At 69.3% G+C, this 15,167-nt stretch carries 17 protein-coding genes; 5 read left to right on the forward strand and 12 right to left on the reverse strand.

Annotation, left to right across the window (positions count from 1 at the left end):
- Window positions 1-2: 2 nt before the first annotated feature.
- From SK571_RS02180 to thyX, 3 genes are all read right to left on the reverse strand, one after another.
- Window positions 3-1,445, reverse strand: coding sequence for a serine/threonine-protein kinase (locus SK571_RS02180; RefSeq protein WP_319982310.1), 1,443 nt, complete (start codon window positions 1,443-1,445; stop codon window positions 3-5).
- Between the two features lie 73 nt (window positions 1,446-1,518).
- On the reverse strand, window positions 1,519-1,920 hold the full coding sequence (locus tag SK571_RS02185; protein WP_319982311.1) for an ACT domain-containing protein: 402 nt from the start codon (window positions 1,918-1,920) through the stop codon (window positions 1,519-1,521).
- Between the two features lie 4 nt (window positions 1,921-1,924).
- Window positions 1,925-2,629, reverse strand: a complete 705-nt coding sequence (gene thyX / locus SK571_RS02190; RefSeq protein WP_319982312.1) for an FAD-dependent thymidylate synthase — start codon at window positions 2,627-2,629, stop codon at window positions 1,925-1,927.
- Window positions 2,630-2,697: 68 nt separating this feature from the next.
- On the opposite strand from thyX, the gene SK571_RS02195 reads away from it, so the two are divergent.
- Both SK571_RS02195 and SK571_RS02200 read left to right on the forward strand, forming a co-directional pair.
- On the forward strand, window positions 2,698-3,210 hold the full coding sequence (locus SK571_RS02195; RefSeq protein ID WP_090009555.1) for a toxin-antitoxin system HicB family antitoxin: 513 nt from the start codon (window positions 2,698-2,700) through the stop codon (window positions 3,208-3,210).
- 5 nt (window positions 3,211-3,215) lie between these two features.
- Window positions 3,216-4,118, forward strand: a complete 903-nt coding sequence (locus SK571_RS02200) for a DUF4097 family beta strand repeat-containing protein (protein WP_319982313.1) — start codon at window positions 3,216-3,218, stop codon at window positions 4,116-4,118.
- Window positions 4,119-4,146: 28 nt separating this feature from the next.
- Here the strand turns inward: SK571_RS02200 and SK571_RS02205 are convergent, their stop codons facing one another.
- From SK571_RS02205 to SK571_RS02215, 3 genes are read right to left on the reverse strand one after another with little or no spacing between them, the layout of a single operon-like run.
- Window positions 4,147-4,641 carry a hypothetical protein gene (locus SK571_RS02205; protein WP_319982314.1) on the reverse strand — a complete coding sequence of 165 codons (495 nt, stop codon included), beginning with the start codon at window positions 4,639-4,641 and terminating at the stop codon, window positions 4,147-4,149.
- Between the two features lie 18 nt (window positions 4,642-4,659).
- Window positions 4,660-5,268, reverse strand: a complete 609-nt coding sequence (locus SK571_RS02210; RefSeq protein WP_319982315.1) for a TetR family transcriptional regulator — start codon at window positions 5,266-5,268, stop codon at window positions 4,660-4,662.
- Window positions 5,269-5,274: 6 nt separating this feature from the next.
- Window positions 5,275-6,258: an aldo/keto reductase gene (locus SK571_RS02215; RefSeq protein ID WP_319982316.1), complete on the reverse strand. Its 984-nt coding sequence runs from the start codon at window positions 6,256-6,258 to the stop codon at window positions 5,275-5,277.
- A 128-nt stretch (window positions 6,259-6,386) separates the two neighbouring features.
- Here SK571_RS02215 and SK571_RS02220 point away from each other — a divergent pair, with 128 nt between their 5' ends.
- Both SK571_RS02220 and SK571_RS02225 read left to right on the forward strand, forming a co-directional pair.
- A complete protein-coding gene (locus tag SK571_RS02220) occupies window positions 6,387-6,929 on the forward strand; it encodes a helix-turn-helix domain-containing protein (protein ID WP_319982317.1) in 543 nt (180 codons plus the stop codon).
- The gene (locus tag SK571_RS02225; protein WP_319982318.1) at window positions 6,926-7,792 is read left to right on the forward strand and encodes an SRPBCC family protein; all 867 of its coding nucleotides are present in this window, start codon (window positions 6,926-6,928) and stop codon (window positions 7,790-7,792) included. The genes SK571_RS02220 and SK571_RS02225 overlap by 4 nt, the downstream gene beginning before the upstream one ends.
- Before the next feature lie 171 nt (window positions 7,793-7,963).
- Here the strand turns inward: SK571_RS02225 and SK571_RS02230 are convergent, their stop codons facing one another.
- Both SK571_RS02230 and SK571_RS02235 read right to left on the reverse strand, forming a co-directional pair.
- Window positions 7,964-8,470 (reverse strand): hypothetical protein, encoded by a 507-nt coding sequence (locus SK571_RS02230; protein WP_454780177.1) that lies wholly within the window; start codon window positions 8,468-8,470, stop codon window positions 7,964-7,966.
- 21 nt (window positions 8,471-8,491) lie between these two features.
- Window positions 8,492-9,034 carry a GNAT family N-acetyltransferase gene (locus SK571_RS02235; RefSeq protein ID WP_319982319.1) on the reverse strand — a complete coding sequence of 181 codons (543 nt, stop codon included), beginning with the start codon at window positions 9,032-9,034 and terminating at the stop codon, window positions 8,492-8,494.
- Between the two features lie 70 nt (window positions 9,035-9,104).
- Between SK571_RS02235 and SK571_RS02240 the strand changes: the two genes are divergently transcribed.
- Window positions 9,105-10,310 (forward strand): winged helix-turn-helix domain-containing protein, encoded by a 1,206-nt coding sequence (locus SK571_RS02240; RefSeq protein WP_319982552.1) that lies wholly within the window; start codon window positions 9,105-9,107, stop codon window positions 10,308-10,310.
- A gap of 33 nt (window positions 10,311-10,343) precedes the next feature.
- Here the strand turns inward: SK571_RS02240 and SK571_RS02245 are convergent, their stop codons facing one another.
- The 4 genes from SK571_RS02245 to SK571_RS02260 all read right to left on the reverse strand — a co-directional run bounded on the left by SK571_RS02245 (window position 10,344) and on the right by SK571_RS02260 (window position 15,158).
- A complete protein-coding gene (locus tag SK571_RS02245; RefSeq protein WP_319982320.1) occupies window positions 10,344-10,781 on the reverse strand; it encodes a tetratricopeptide repeat protein in 438 nt (145 codons plus the stop codon).
- Complete coding sequence (gene dapB, locus SK571_RS02250) at window positions 10,778-11,515, reverse strand: 4-hydroxy-tetrahydrodipicolinate reductase (protein ID WP_319982321.1); 738 nt, start codon at window positions 11,513-11,515, stop codon at window positions 10,778-10,780. Before dapB ends, SK571_RS02245 begins: the two co-directional genes overlap by 4 nt.
- Entirely contained in the window at window positions 11,512-12,804 is a 1,293-nt protein-coding gene (locus SK571_RS02255; protein ID WP_319982322.1) for a M16 family metallopeptidase, read from the reverse strand. The genes dapB and SK571_RS02255 overlap by 4 nt, the downstream gene beginning before the upstream one ends.
- Window positions 12,805-12,911: 107 nt before the next feature.
- Window positions 12,912-15,158 (reverse strand): polyribonucleotide nucleotidyltransferase, encoded by a 2,247-nt coding sequence (locus tag SK571_RS02260; protein ID WP_319982323.1) that lies wholly within the window; start codon window positions 15,156-15,158, stop codon window positions 12,912-12,914.
- Window positions 15,159-15,167 lie beyond the last annotated feature (9 nt).

The following is a 15,167-nucleotide window of genomic DNA, read 5'->3' on the forward strand; positions in this document are numbered from 1 at the left end:
GTTCAGTTGTCCTTCTTCGCGCTGATGGTGCCGTCGAGTTTGCTGCCGTCCTTGGCGCCGGCGAGGCACCAGATCTTGCGCTCCGCGTTGCCGTCCTTGTCCTTGGCCCACGCGCTCTCGCTCGGGATCAGGGTCGTCAGCTTGAGCTTCTCACCGTCCTTGACCCACCCCGAGTTCAGCGTCATCTCGCAGCGGGAGACGCCGAGGCTCTTCAGCGAGTCGACGCCCGGGTACGCGGAGTCGGGGAGGTTCGACTGGAGCGGCAACGTGTCGATCGCGTCGAACACCTCGAAGTCGTGCGGCTTGTCGCACTCCTCGCGGGTGTCCGAGTTGAGGAGCTTGGTCGGTGCGACCTCGCCGATGCCGCACGTGTTCTCGTAGAGGCCGAACACCGGGATCTCGGCACCCTCGCCGTAGGTGAGCGCCTGGCTGCCGGTGCTGGCTCCGGGCGTCGTGAACGCCTTGTGCGCGAAGATGCCGCCGGTGAACGCCGCCGCCGCGATGGCCACGGCGCCGACCAACGCGAGGATGCGGTTGCGCTTCTTCTTCGCCGGGTCGGCGGCGGGAGCCTGCCGGTACTGCTGGGTCTGCGCGGGCGCGACCCCGGTGGGCGGCGTCGGCTGGTTACCGATGCTGGCGAGCATCGCGCGGGCCTGCGGGCCGGACAGCCGGGCGTTCGGGTCGGCGATCAGCAGACCGGTGATGACGGCACCCAGCACGCCCGTGGCACGGGTCAGGCGCGGGGTCTCGCTCATGATCGCGTGCAGCGTCGAGGCCGTGGAAGCGCGCTCGAACGGGCTCCAGCCCTCGACGGCGTAGCAGAGGGTCGCGCCCAGCGCCCACAGGTCGGACGCGGGACCGGCCTCGTGGCCGTGGATGCGTTCCGGCGCCATGTAGGCGGGCGAGCCGATGAGGCTGCCGCTGGTCGTCAGGCGCGGGTCGTCGACGGCCTGGGCGATGCCGAAGTCGGTGAGCTTGAGCTTGCCGTCCGGGCGCACCATCAGGTTGCCGGGCTTCACGTCGCGGTGCACGATCCCGGCCTGGTGCGCGGTCTCGAGCGCCGACAACGCCTGCAGCGCGATCGACACGACCTGGTTCTGCGGCATCGGGCCGTGCGTGCTGATCAACGTCGACAGCGTCGCCGCGTCGACCAGCTCCATGATGATGTAGGTCAGGCCGTTCTCGTTGATCGCGTCGTAGACCGTCACGACGGCGGGGTCGTTGAGCTTGCCGGCGGTGCGCGCCTCACGCAGAGCGCGCTCTTCGAGCACACGGCGTTCCTCGTGCGCGATGCCGTCCGGCAGGTGCAGTTCCTTGATCGCCACGAAGCGTCCGATGTGACGGTCCTGGGCGCGCCAGACGATGCCCATGCCGCCACGACCGAGCTCCGCGATCAGGGCGTACCTGCCCGCGATGATGCGTGGTTCGACAGCCTGTCCGTGCAACGTGCGCTCCTACGAACCTCGGAACCGGGGGGCGTTGACGGTACTTGAGACCCGCCAACTGGAGGATCGGTTCCTAAGCTTCCGGTGCTACAACCAGTTCGTGACCTGCGGCACGCAGGGCGCGCACCGCGCGCTCGAGATCCGTGTGCTTCACCAACAGGTGGTCCGTGTCGTATGTGGACAACGCGAACAACGAGACGCCCGCCGCCGCCAGTTCGCCCGCCAGAGCAGCCATGATGCCGGTGAGCGTGAACTCCAGGGGCCCGCGCACGGTCAGCAACCGCCAGCCCTTCTCGGCCGTGTCAGCGTCCACTGCGAACGATGCGGGCGCGATGATCGACAGCTCGGCCGGGGTCCTGGTCACGGAGACCAGGACGTCGGTGAGGTCGAGCAGCCCGCTGGGAACCGGAGCGTCCGGCGCCAGGCGCGTGACCGCGTATTCGCCGGGCCGGACGTCCACGATGAGCCGCTTCATGGCGTCAGCCTTCAACCACCAGTGGGCTGGAGGCAACTTCTGTGCCGTCCGGGAGTGTCGAGATGACGAAGTCCGCGAACGCGTTGGGCGCCGCCTTCGTCAGCTCGCGCAGGCACGCGACGGCGAGCTCGCGCAGTTCGACGTTGATGTGTTCGGTCGCGCGCATCGCGATGAAGTGGCGCCACGAGCGGTAGTTGCCCGTCACGACGATCTCGGTGCCGGTGGCGTTGGGCAGCACGGACCGTGCGATCTGCCGCGCGCGCCGGCCGTTCACGGTCTTCTCCAGGCTCTGCACCAGGTCCTCATAGGCCTTGAGGCTCGCCTCGGTCGCGGCGACGAACCGCGCGTGCAGCTCGGGGTCCTGCGCGATCAGGTCCGGTTCCACGACGTCGGTCGGGTCGGTGCGCTGGGAGAGCTGCGAGTACGAGAAGTGCCGGTGCCGGATCAGCTCGTGGGTGAGCGAGCGCGGCAGCTCGGTCAGGTAGAGCGAGGCGCTGCCGTGCTCGAACGCGGCGAGGTGCCCGACGTCGAGCAGGTGGTGCAGGAACGTCGCGTTGGTGTTCGTCATGGGGTTCGAGCGGTCCCACGACTGGTAGCAGGCCCGGCCGGCGAACTCGACGAGCGCCGCGCCGCCGTCCGCGTCGGTCGTCCACGGCACGTCGTCCGGCGCGATGAACTCGGTCTTAGCCACCAAACGCACTCTCGGCATGGAGCCGACATTAGCCCTGACATCATGCGGTGGTTGCACGATGTCGCAAGTGACGTCATAGTGGTGTCATGGATCTGTCGCCGTACATCGCGTCACTGCGCGAGGACCTGGCGACGGCCGCATCCGCGGGGGACGACAACACCCGTCGAACGGCCGCCGCACTGTCCGCAGCGCTCGAGCCAGCCGCGCGACTGGCGATCATGAACGCACTGTCCGACCTGGCCGCGGAGGTCACCGCCTCCCTGGACGGCCAGGTCGTGGACGTTCGCCTGTCCGGTCGTGACGTCCAGGTGGTCGTCACGGGATCGGCGGAACCGGAGCCGGAGCCCGCTCCGCGTCACGAGATGCCGAACTTCGGCGCGGGTGACGCCACGGGTGACATCAGCCGCATCACGCTGCGCATGATCAACGAGCTCAAGTCGAAGGCCGAGGCCGCCGCGGCGGCTCAGGGCGTGTCGCTGAACTCGTTCATCCAGCAGGCCGTGGGTGGCGCGGTGCACGGCAAGCACAAGCATCAGCACAAGGGGTGGAGCGGAAACGCCGGCTCGGGCTCGCGCGTCCGCGGATGGGTGCAGGGGTGAGCGGCATGAGCGAACCGACTTCCGAACCGACCGGCGTGGTGCGTCAGCAGAGCTTCGAGTTCGCGGGCATCGCCGAGATCGACATCTCCCTGCTCAGCGGCCGGGTGCAGGTGCAGCTGGCCGACGACCCCGGCGTGCACGTCGAGGTGCGGCACGACCCGAACGCGGGCAACTCGTGGACCGAGGGCCTGTCCAGCGTGCTGAGCTGGGTCAGCGGCCAGTTCGGCCCGGACAAGACGGCGACGCCGGCAGGTCCGGAGGAGGCCGTGCGCGACGCACGCGTCGAACTGCTGGGCAACCGTTTGCGCATCGAGTCGTCGAAGGCGCTGCCGTTGCGCGCCATGCCGCTGTCCGTGGTGGTGACGGCTCCCGTGGGGTCGCACGTGTCGTCACGGACCGGCGCGGCTGACGTCGTCGTGACGGGCGGTGCGGGCCGTCTGGACCTGAGCACCGGCACGGGCAGCGTGTCCGCGGACCGCGCGACCGGCGAGGCCAAGGTGAACTCCGGCGCCGGCACCGTGCGCCTGGGCACGATGCTCTCGTCGCTGAAGGCCAAGACGGGCAGCGGCGACGTCGAGGTGTCGTCGGTCGGCGGCACGAGCACGCTGATCACCGGGACCGGCGACGTGTGGCTGGGCGCGGTGCAGGGCAACGTCCAGGTCCGCACCGGCAGCGGCGATCTGACCGTGGCCGACGCGGCCTCCGGCGAGATCCAGCTCGGTACCGGCTCGGGTCACATCCGCGTCGGCATCCGGCAGGGCACGCTCGCGCGGGTCGACCTGGTGTCCACGTCCGGCACCGCGCGCAGCGACTTCGACGTCTCGTCCGAGCCGCTGGGTGACGCCACCCTGACGGTCACGGGCCGCACGGGCAGCGGCAACGCACTGGTGACCGCCGCTTCGAACTGACCGGGGGGTCGGGAGGAGACGTCTCCGGTCAGGGCTCCTGGAACGGTTTGGAGCCGCCGGGGACGTCGTCCGGGAAGAGCGGGCAGCGCAGCTCGCCGGTCAGGAACTTCCTGATGAAACTGGAGAAGCTGCCGTCGTAGGACCACTTCTGCCGCAGGTCCGTGATCATCACGGTCCACCGGTCCGGCTCGCCCCCGGTGTACCAGAGGCAGTGGTCGCCGTTCACCGTCATGCCCCAGGGCAGCAGGCCGGGCGAGTCCGGGTGCACGCGCAGGCCCGGCTGGCGCCGCAGTGCCCGCAGCATCTTGGGCGCCGTCGACATCCAGTTCATGAAACCGGCACGTGCCGTCGGGTGCAGGATGCGGACGTAACCGCCGACTATGAGTGGTGGATAAGCCTCGGCGAGATGCACGAAATCGCTGGGCAGCGCTGTGCCCACCCGTCCCTTGACCGCGTCCCAGTCGACGGGGTCAGGACGCCGTTCGGGCGCTCCCAGCAGGTCGATCCACTCGTCAGGCGGCACCGTTCACCTCCGTGACCCTCAAGCATCGCCTGTGGCACTAGGGATTCGGTTGTACCGCAGTCCGGCGACGACAAGTGAGACGACGGCGTCGAACGCGTCCTGAATGTGAGGATTCCCCCACTCCTGGGCGTGAGCCGGGTGGTGGAACACCTGCGTCGCGTCCCAGACCGCCTGCGCCGTCCTCTGGATGTCGTCGGTCACGAACTCGTGGGTTTCCACGCCGGTCGAGATGATGCGCGCGATCTGCCCCACGAGGTGGCCGATGTGGTACTCGGGGATGGCGCGACTCTCGCTCACCAGCACCTTGAACGTCGCGAACAGCTCGGGTTCGTCGACGTGCGAGAGCCGCTTGCGGTCGAACAGGTGCTGCAGCCAGGCCCTCAGGTTGTCCGCCGCGCTCGCGTCGGTGTCGAGGACCGACTCCATCTCGACGTGGATCGCGTCGAGCCAGCGCCGCGTCACGGCCTCGCGCAACGCGGCCTTCGTCGGGAAGTGGCGGTAGACGCTGCCGTGGCTGACCCCGAGCGCCTTGGCGACGTCGACGACCGTCGCCTTGGCCGGGCCGTACCTGCGCAGCACCTCTTCGGTCGCCACGAGGATCGCCTCGCCGGTCAACGCCTCCGCCACGTCATCTCACCTCTCGCTGTCCAGCATCGCCATCTGCGCGGCCGCGTAGCGCGTGCCCGCGGCGGCCCCGACGGGAACGACAGCGTCGATCTCCTGCAGTTCCCGCTCGGTGAACGTCACGCCGACGGCACCGATCGCCTCGTTCAGCCTCGCACGCTTCGTCGTGCCGACGAGAGGCACCACGTCCTCACCGCGTGCCGCGACCCAGGCGATCGCGAGCTGCGCGACCGTGACGCCCTTGTCCGCGGCGATCTCGCCGAGCTTCTCGACGAGGGCGGCGTTGCGGGCCAGGTTGTCGCCCTGGAACCGGGGCGCGTGGCCACGCCAGTCACCGGCGTCGAGGGTGAGCGGAGTGGAGGAGATCAGGCCGCGCGACAGCACGCCGTACGCGGTGATGCCGATGCCGAGCTCACGCGTGACCTGCAGGATCTCCCGCTCCACACCGCGCTCCAGCAGGCCGTACTCGATCTGCAGGTCCGCGATCGGGTGCACGGCGTGGGCGCGGCGGATGGTCTCGGGCCCGACCTCGCTCAGGCCGATGTGCCGGACGCGGCCCTTGTCGATCTGCTCGGCGATGGCGCCGACGGTGTCCTCGATCGGCACGTTCGGGTCGAGCCGGGCCGGCCGGTAGATGTCGACGTGGTCGGTGTCGAGGCGTTGCAGCGAGTACGCGAGGGAGTTGGCGACCGCGATCGGCCTCGTGTCGAACCCGAGGAACACGCCGTCGGCGTCCCGCATCCCACCGAACTTGACGCTGAGCTGCACCTCGTCGCGACGGCCCTTGATCGCCTCGGCGATGAGCATCTCGTTGTGGCCCTGGCCGTAGAAGTCACCGGTGTCGAGCAGCGTGACGCCCGCGTCGAGGGCGGTGTGGACGGTCGCGATGCTCTCGTCCCGGTCGGCCGGGCCGTAGGCGTCGGACATGCCCATGCAGCCCAGACCGATGGCGGACACGACCGGGCCGGTGGCTCCGAGCTGACGCTTCTGCATTTCGAACCCCTTCGTCTCTTCGGTGACTTCCAGCCTGCCCGACAAGCTGACAGATTTCAATATCTGTCAGTCCATTGTTGTCCGCACGATTGACAAAAATGTTTTGAACGTTCAAAGTCTTTTTTGCGATGAGAGACGTGATCTATCTGGACCGGATGGAGCAGGCCGAGACCCTGCTCAAGCCGCAGCGCGTGGAGGTGCTGCGGCAGCTCGCCGCGCCGCGGTCGTGCACCGAGGTCGCCGAGGTGCTCGACCAGACGCCGCAACGCGTGCACTACCACGTCAAACAGCTGGTCAAGGCCGGTCTGGCGACCCAGGTGTCCGAACGCAGGGTGCGTGGCGTCCAGGAAGGCCTCTACCAGGCCGCGGCGCGGTCGTACTGGCTGTCACCGCGCCTGGTCGGCCGGATCGGATCGCGTGACGAGCTGGCGCTCGGCCATCTCGTCGACCTCGCCGAGCAGATCCAGGTCGACGTGGCGGCACTGGACCGGTCGAGCGAACTGCCGTCCGTCGGCGTGTCCGGCGAGATCCGGGTGCCGCCGGAGGAACGCCAGCAGTTCCTGGCCGAGCTGCAGACGACGTTGCAAGAGCTCTTCACCCGTTATGGCGGCGCGGAAGGGGATGCGTTCCGCATCGCGCTCGCCTGCTACCCAAAAGGAGAAGACCGATGAGCACCGGAACCGTCCGCGTCCGCACGTCCGCGCCCGCCGAGAGGATCTACCGGGCTTTGACGACGGCCGACGACCTGCGCGTGTGGCTGGCCGAGCACGCGCACGTGGACCTGGAGCGCGGCGAGTACGAGTTCTGGGGGCGCCACACTCCGGAGGGCGAACGCGGCCGGCAGAAGCTGCTGGGCTTCGACGAGAAGTCGGTGCGCTACTCGTGGTTCCTGTACGGCACCGAGTACTCGGTCGAGCTCGGCGTCGAGGAACGCGACGGCGAGACGGTCATCGCGGCGACGCAGTCCCCTTACCCGGAGTGGGGCGACGGCAAGGAGGAGTCGGAGATCCTGCTGACGTTCTGGCCGCTGGTGCTGGGCAACCTGGTCGAGCACGTCGAGGGCCGGCCGGTGCTGGGTTTCTGCGACTTCACGTCACCTGAGCAGCGGTTCGAGTTCGACATCGCGGCGTCACCGGCGGCCATCATCGACGCGCTGACCGATCCCGCCGTGTTCGCGCGGTGGTTCGGAGCCCGCATGGAGATCGAGCCGCACGTCGGCGGCCGGTGGGCGATGGGAAGCCTTGCGGAGGAGGAGAACCCCGCGAAGGTCGTCGCGCTCGACGAGTCGAACCTCGCGCTGGAGTTCCCCGGCGGGATGGTGACGTCCTGGGAGCTCAAGGGTTCGGAGGGCAAGACGCGGCTGACGTTCGTGCAGAGCGGCTTCGACACGTCGAAGCCGCCCTACGGGCCGTGGATGGGCTGGCTCAGCGGGTTCGCGGACCTGCGGCGCATGCTGGAGCTGCCCGGCTGGCGCCCGATGTGGCACTCGTACGACATCCCCGGTGTGCCCGACGGAGTTCTCGTCCTCGAATGATCGGGTGTGAAACAGACAGGTGAGAGCCAGATCATTCGGCTCTCACCCGTTTGCGCCTGGTTTTCGTCGGCGGAAGATCGATATCTTCGGGGTCGTGCTCGAGTCAGCGCGAATCACCGTCGCCGCAGTCCTGATCGCCTTCTCCGTGACGGCGTCGATCTTGTTCAATTACTAGAGCCACGCCATGACCATGGCCGGTGACGCCGCGAGGAAGCTGAACCTGGCGAAACGCCCCACCATGCCGGTCGCGACGAACATCAGCGTGGACATGCCCGCGAGCCCGGCGAGCACGCTCGTCGCCATGAACGGCGGCACACCGACCAGCGCGCTCACCCCATGCGTTCCGGCCATCCAGTTCGGGTGCGCCTTGCACTTCACGTGGATCCAGTCGCCCCAGCGGTGCATTCGCGTACCCGGACCGAACCAGCGCCTGAGCTTCGACGGCTTGTCGCTCGGCTTGCGGTGCAGGAACTTCGGCAGGCGGATGTCGCCGCGCGCCGCGTAGAAGTACAGCAGCTTGCCCAGCACCTGGCCCACGGCGACCGAGAGGCCGACGATCCAGAACGACGTGTCGGGCCAGCGCGCACAAAGTCCCAGGACGAACATCTCGATGCTGATCAGGGGAACGATGGCTGAGCCGAACGCGACCCCGAAGGTGAGGCCAACCAGGGCGAGCACCCGGCCGAGGTTACACAGATCTCAGTCGGCGAGTCGGATCTCGAGCGGACCGGACACCCGGACCTCGCGCAACGGACGCCCACCGGCGTCCAGCGTGCGCACCGTGCCGTCACCCGTCCAGCCCAGTCGCTCGTAGAAGTTCCGCGACGCCTTGTCGGCCTCGGGCACCCACGCGATCCCCCGCGTGGCGCCCGTCTCGCGGAGCCGCCTCACCGCTTCCGCGACGAGCCGCGTGCCGTGCCCGCGACGGCCCCAGCGCGGCTCCACGAGGACGCTGAGCAGCGCGGTGGTGGCGGCGTCCTCCGGCAGCGAGCCGTCCGCTTTGGCGACTTCCTCGTCCGGGGCCTTGCTCGCGACGACGAAACCCACGACCCACTCGCCCTCGGTCGCCTTGAGGACCGCACCGCTCCGGACGGCCAGAGCCCAGGCCTCGTCGGTGTCGAGCGCGTCGAGGACCTCGGGCGGCAGCAGTTCGGCGTAAGCGAGCCGCCACGTCTCCCGGTGGATGCGGACGATCTCCGAAAGATCAGCAGCGGTGGCGGTGTGCACGCCGGCGTCGGCCATAAACGCAGCTTATCGACGCCGCGTCGCGGAATTGTCAGGGGTGCGTGGCACCATCGGCGACGTGCAGAGGATGAGTGCGGACGTGGCCCGTCGAATCGCGCTGGGCGCCCAGGGCTTCACCGACCTGCGGCCGGCCGCGGCCACCCGCAGGCACCTGCAGCGCGTCCTGTCCCGCGTGCAGCTGCTGCAGATCGACTCGGTGAACGTGGCCGTGCGCGCGCACTACATGCCGCTGTTCTCCCGCCTCGGCTCCTACGAGCCCTCCCTGCTGGACGAGGCGGCCTGGACCCACTCCGCGCGCAAGCCCCGCATGCTCGTGGAGACGTGGGCGCACGAGGCCTCCCTGGTGCCGGTGGCGGACTGGCCGCTGTTCCACTCCGGTGCCAAGAAGCGCGGCTGGTGGCAGAACTACCAGACGATCCTCGAACGCTCGCCGCAGCTGGTCGACGACGTGCTCGCCGCCGTGAAGGAGCTGGGCCCGATCGGTGCCGGAGCCCTGGAGAAGGCCCTCATGGGCGACCGGGGCCGTGCGAAGGGCCCGTGGTGGGACTGGTCCGAGGTCAAGCGCATCTGCGAGGTCCTCTTCGGCGTGGGCGTCCTGACGACCGGCACCCGCCGTTCGTTCGAGCGCCTCTACGACCTGACCGAGCGGGTCATCCCGCCCGACGTCCTGGCCCAGAGGTGGACCGCTGACTCCGGCGCGCGCGAGCTGGTCCTGCGTTCCGCGGTGGCTCTCGGTGTGGCGACCGAGCCCGATCTGCGCGACTACTACCGGCTCGACCCGCGCCGCTCCCAGGCCGCAGTGGCATCACTGGTGGAGGACGGTGTCCTGGAGCCGGTGGCGGTCGAGGGCTGGAAGGCCGTCGGCTACCGGCACGTCGAGGCGAAGGCCCCGCGCCGGGTGGTCGGGCGCGCGTTGCTGTGCCCGTTCGACCCGTTGATCTGGGAGCGGGCGCGAACCGAGCGCATCTTCGGCTTCCGGTACCGCATCGAGATCTACGTTCCGGAGCCTCGCCGGGTGCACGGGTACTACGTGTTCCCGTTCCTGCTGGACGGTGCGCTCGTGGCGCGTGTGGACATCAAGGCCGATCGCGCCGCCGGGGTGCTGCGGGTGCAGTCGGCGTGGGCCGAGGAGGGTGTGGACCGGCCTCGGGTGGCGGTCGAGCTCGCCGCGGAGCTGCGGCACATGGCCGACTGGCTCGGGCTGGAGGACGTGCTGGTGGTGCAGAAGGGCGATCTGGCGGCGGAGCTGATCGCGGCCGTGCTCAACGGATAGCGAAAACCCCGGGGCAGTGCCCCGGGGTTTTGTTCACGCGTGCAGCTCGATGGCCTTGCGCATCGTCTCGCGCGCCCGCCCGCGGTCCCCCGCGACGTCGTAGGCGTAAGCGAGCCGGAACCAGGCCCGCCAGTCCTCTGGCGACGCCTCGACCTCGGCCCGCCGCTCCTCGAACCACGAGTCCGCGGCGTCCCGGTCCACCCGGCCGGACGGCCGGCGCGGCAGGTGCGAGACGTCCGGCAGCAGGCCGTCCGCGTCGAGCTCGCGGGCCATCTTCTCGGTCTCCCAGCCGAACCGCAGGTTGGAGTACACGAGCCAGACCCCGATCACCGGCAGGATCAGCACACCGACGCCGAGCAGCACACCGACCGGCTCACCGGTCCGCAGCAGCGCGAGAGCACGACCGGTGAGCAGGACGAAGTAGACCGCGAGAGCCGCGATCAGCAGCCCGACGGTGATGCGGACCTTCACAGGTCGAGGTACTTGTCGAGGCCGACGGCGAGACCGGGGCGACCGACGATCTCCCGCACACCCAGAACCACGCCGGGCATGAAGGAGGTGCGGTGCAACGAGTCCTGACGGATGGTCAGGGTCTCGCTCTCACCACCGAACACGACCTCCTGGTGCGCGATCATCCCGGAGATCCGCAGCGAGTGGACCCGCACACCGTCGACGACGGCGCCACGGGCACCGGGCTCTTCCTGCGTGGTCGCGTCGGGCATCGGGTCCATGCCCTCACGCGCGGCGGCGATCAGGCGCGCGGTGTGGGCGGCCGTACCCGAGGGGGCGTCGGCCTTGCGCGGGTGGTGCAGCTCGATGATCTCGGCCGACTCGTAGTAGCGGGCGGCGATCTCCGAGAAGCGCATCAGCAGGACGGCACCGATGCCGAAGTTCGGCGCCACCAGCACACCGACCTCCGGACGGTCCGCGAGCAGCGCCGCGACCGCGTCCAGCTTGGGCTGGTCGAAGCCGGAGGTGCCGACCACGCAGTGGATTCCGTTGGCGATGCAGAACTCCAGGTTCCCCATCACCACGTCGGGGTGCGTGAAGTCGACGACGACCTGGACACCGGCGTCGACGAGCGCGGACAACGGGTCGTCGGCGTCGATCGCCGCCACGACCTCCATGTCCTTCGCGGCCTCGACCGCGCGGACCACCTCGGAACCCATGCGGCCCCGCGCGCCGAGAACTCCGACGCGAATCATGCAATCACCTCGTGTACCTGGTCCGGCAGATCGTCGGCGTGATCGTAAGGGCCCACCACCGCAGCGGCGACGGGCCTGCGCAGCAGCTCACGTGCGAGCAGCGCCACTTCGTCGGACGTGACGGCGTCGATGCGCGCCAGAGTCGCCTCGACGCTCAGGTGGTCGCCGTAGTTCAGTTCGGACTTGCCGATGCGCGACATCCGGGAACTGGTGTCCTCCAGGCCCAGGACGAGCGCGCCGCGCAGCTGGCCCTTGCCGCGGGCCACCTCCGCGTCCGACAGGCCACCACGGGCGACGTCCACGAGCACCTCGCGGATGACGCCGGCGGTCTCTCCCAGCCGGTCCGGCTGGCAGCCCGCGTAGACGGCGAACGTGCCGGTGTCCGCGTAGAGGCCGACCGACGAGTACACCTGGTACGCCAGGCCTCGCCGCTCGCGCACCTCCTGGAACAGCCGGGAGCTCATGCCACCACCGATGGCCGCGTTCAGCACGTTCAGCGCGAAGCGGCGCTCGTCGTGGCGGTCGAGACCGCGCATGCCGAGCATCATGTGCGCCTGCTCGGTGTCGTCGGTGTGCAGCACCAGCTTGCGGGCGTCGGCGATGCGCGCGCGACCCGCTCGTGGCGCCACCGCGCTGCCCTCCCGCGACAGCCGGTCGCCGACGGCCTTGCGCACCAGGCGCATCACCTGCGTGTGCTCGATGTTGCCCGCGACGGAGAACACCATGCGCGGCAGCGTGTAGCGCTTCTTGTAGAACGAGTAGAGCGCGTCCCGGTCCATGTCCTGAATGGACTTCTCGGTGCCGAGAACGGGACGCCCCAACGCATGCCCGCCGAACAACGCCTCGATGAACGCGTCGTGCAGCAGGTCCTCGGGGTCGTCGTCGCGCATCGCGATCTCTTCGAGCACGACACCGCGTTCGGTCTCGAAGTCACGCGGACCGCAGATGGCCTCGAACACCACGTCCGCCACCAGGTCCACCGCCAGCGGCAGGTCCTCGTCCAGGACGTGCGCGTAGTAGCAGGTGTGCTCCTTCGCGGTGAACGCGTTCAGCTCGCCGCCGACCGCGTCGATCTCCTCCGCGATGGCCGCCGCCGTGCGCCGCGCGGTTCCCTTGAACAGCAGGTGTTCCAGGTAGTGCGCGGCACCCGCGACCTCGGGCCGTTCGTCACGGGACCCGACCTGCACCCACAGCCCGACCGAGGCGGACCGCACGCCGGGGATGCGCTCGGTGATGACCCGCAGGCCCGAGGGCAGCATGCTGCGCCGCACCTCGGACCCCGTGGACATCTCGAGCACCCGCGTGCTGCCCGGCCGCTGGAGGTGCCCAGGAGTTCCGGTACGCGGACGGCCGCGGGTGGATGCACCCGCGGCCGTCACGTTGTTGTCTGTCGTGCTCACTGCGCGGGAGCCGCCTCAGTGGCCTCGGTGGCCTCGACGGCCTCCGGGGCGTCAGCCGGCTTCGCGGCCTCGTCCTCGTTCACGACGACGAGGCTGATCTTGCCGCGCTGGTCGATGTCGGCGATCTCGACGCGGAGCTTGTCGCCGACCTTGACGACGTCCTCGACCTTCGCGATGCGCTTGCCGTTGCCCAGCTTCGAGATGTGGACGAGGCCGTCCTTGCCGGGCAGCAGCGAGACGAACGCGCCGAACGCGGCCGTCTTCACCACGGTGCCCAGGAAGCGCTCGCCGACCTTCGGCAGCTGCGGGTTCGCGATCGCGTTGATCATGCCGATCGCGGCCTCGGCCGAGGGGCCGTCCGCCGCGCCGACGTAGATCGTGCCGTCGTCCTCGATGGAGATGTCGGCACCGGTCTGCTCGGTGATCGAGTTGATCATCTTGCCCTTCGGGCCGATGACCTCGCCGATCTTGTCGGTCGGGATCTTGACCGACGTCACGCGCGGAGCGAAGGCGCTCATCTCGTCCGGGTCGGAGATGGCCTCGGCCATGACCTCCAGGATGGTGTAGCGCGCGTCGCGGGCCTGGCCCAGCGCCGCCGCCAGCACCTCGGACGGGATGCCGTCGAGCTTCGTGTCGAGCTGCAGCGCCGTCACGAACTCCTTGGTGCCCGCGACCTTGAAGTCCATGTCGCCGAACGCGTCCTCGGCACCGAGGATGTCGGTCAGCGCCACGTAGCGGGTCTCACCGTCGACCTCGTCGGAGACGAGACCCATCGCGATGCCGGAGACCGGCGCCTTCAGCGGGACACCCGCGTTGAGCAGCGACAGCGTCGAGGCGCAGACGGAGCCCATGGACGTCGAGCCGTTGGAGCTCAGCGCCTCGGACACCTGGCGGATCGCGTAGGGGAACTCCTCGCGCTTGGGCAGCACGGGCATGATCGCCCGCTCGGCCAGCGCGCCGTGGCCGATCTCGCGGCGCTTCGGCGAACCCACGCGGCCGGTCTCACCGGTCGAGTAGGGCGGGAAGTTGTAGTGGTGCAGGTAGCGCTTGTGCGTCTCGGGAGCGAGCGAGTCGATCTGCTGCTCCATGCGCAGCATGTTCAGCGTGGTGACACCCAGGATCTGGGTCTCGCCGCGCTCGAACAGCGCCGAACCGTGCGTCCTCGGGATCACGGCCACCTCGGCACCGAGGTCACGGATGTCCGTGAGGCCACGGCCGTCGATGCGGACCTTGTCGCGCAGGATGCGCTGGCGCACGAGCTTCTTGGTCAGCGAGCGGAACGCCGCGCCGATCTCCTTCTCGCGGCCCTCGAACTGCTCGGCGAGCTTCTCCAGCGTCGCCGCCTTGATCTCGTCGAGCTTGTTCTCGCGCTCGGCCTTGCCCGCGATGGTCAGCGCCTGGGCCAGCTCGGCCGAAGCGGACTGCTCGACGGACTCGAACGCGTCGGCCTGGTAGGCCGGGTACGTCGGGTACTCGCCGGTGGCCTTCGCGGCGACCTGGGCGAGCTGCGCCTGGGCCTCGCAGAGGACCTTGATGAACGGCTTGGCGGCCTCGAGGCCCGCGGCCACGACCTCTTCGGTCGGGGCGGTGGCACCCTCGGCGATCATGTCGATCACGTTGTCGGTGGCCTCGGCCTCGACCATCATGATCGCGACGTCACCGGAGTCGACCACGCGGCCCGCGACGACCATGTCGAACACGGCCTTCTCGAGCTGCTCGTAGGTCGGGAACGCCACCCACTGGCCCTCGATCAGAGCGACGCGGACGCCACCGATCGGGCCGGAGAACGGCAGACCCGCGAGCTGCGTCGACGCGGACGCGGCGTTGATCGCCACGACGTCGTACAGGTCCTTCGGGTTCAGGCTCATCACCGTGATGACGACCTGGATCTCGTTGCGCAGGCCGTCCACGAAGGACGGGCGCAGCGGACGGTCGATCAGGCGGCAGGTGAGGATGGCGTCCGTGCTGGGACGGCCCTCACGCCGGAAGAACGAACCGGGGATGCGGCCCGCGGCGTACATGCGCTCCTCGACGTCCACCGTGAGGGGGAAGAAGTCGAAGTGCTCCTTGGGGTGCTTCGACGCCGTCGTGGCGCTCAGAAGCATGGTCTCGTCGTCCAGGTACGCCACCACGCTGCCGGCGGCCTGACGCGCGAGGCGCCCGGTCTCGAAGCGGATGGAGCGCGAGCCGAACTTGCCGTTGTCGATAACGGCAGTCGCCTCGTGGACCTCGATGTCCGTCATTTACTTGTT

It is taken from the genome of Lentzea kristufekii, assembly GCF_033949925.1.
Lineage (GTDB): Bacteria > Actinomycetota > Actinomycetes > Mycobacteriales > Pseudonocardiaceae > Lentzea > Lentzea kristufekii.

Excerpts from the sequence above, each read along its gene's own strand:
- SK571_RS02185 (WP_319982311.1), bottom strand. The coding sequence starts at position 1,920 with ATGAAGCGGCTCATCGTGGACGTCCGGCCCGGCGAATACGCGGTCACG.
- thyX (WP_319982312.1), bottom strand. The coding sequence starts at position 2,629 with ATGCCGAGAGTGCGTTTGGTGGCTAAGACCGAGTTCATCGCGCCGGAC.
- SK571_RS02195 (WP_090009555.1), top strand. The coding sequence starts at position 2,698 with ATGGATCTGTCGCCGTACATCGCGTCACTGCGCGAGGACCTGGCGACG.
- SK571_RS02200 (WP_319982313.1), top strand. The coding sequence starts at position 3,216 with ATGAGCGAACCGACTTCCGAACCGACCGGCGTGGTGCGTCAGCAGAGC.
- SK571_RS02215 (WP_319982316.1), bottom strand. The coding sequence starts at position 6,258 with ATGCAGAAGCGTCAGCTCGGAGCCACCGGCCCGGTCGTGTCCGCCATC.
- SK571_RS02220 (WP_319982317.1), top strand. The coding sequence starts at position 6,387 with ATGAGAGACGTGATCTATCTGGACCGGATGGAGCAGGCCGAGACCCTG.
- SK571_RS02225 (WP_319982318.1), top strand. The coding sequence starts at position 6,926 with ATGAGCACCGGAACCGTCCGCGTCCGCACGTCCGCGCCCGCCGAGAGG.
- SK571_RS02235 (WP_319982319.1), bottom strand. The coding sequence starts at position 9,034 with ATGGCCGACGCCGGCGTGCACACCGCCACCGCTGCTGATCTTTCGGAG.
- SK571_RS02240 (WP_319982552.1), top strand. The coding sequence starts at position 9,105 with ATGAGTGCGGACGTGGCCCGTCGAATCGCGCTGGGCGCCCAGGGCTTC.
- dapB (WP_319982321.1), bottom strand. The coding sequence starts at position 11,515 with ATGATTCGCGTCGGAGTTCTCGGCGCGCGGGGCCGCATGGGTTCCGAG.
- SK571_RS02255 (WP_319982322.1), bottom strand. The coding sequence starts at position 12,804 with ATGTCCACGGGGTCCGAGGTGCGGCGCAGCATGCTGCCCTCGGGCCTG.
- SK571_RS02260 (WP_319982323.1), bottom strand. The coding sequence starts at position 15,158 with ATGACGGACATCGAGGTCCACGAGGCGACTGCCGTTATCGACAACGGC.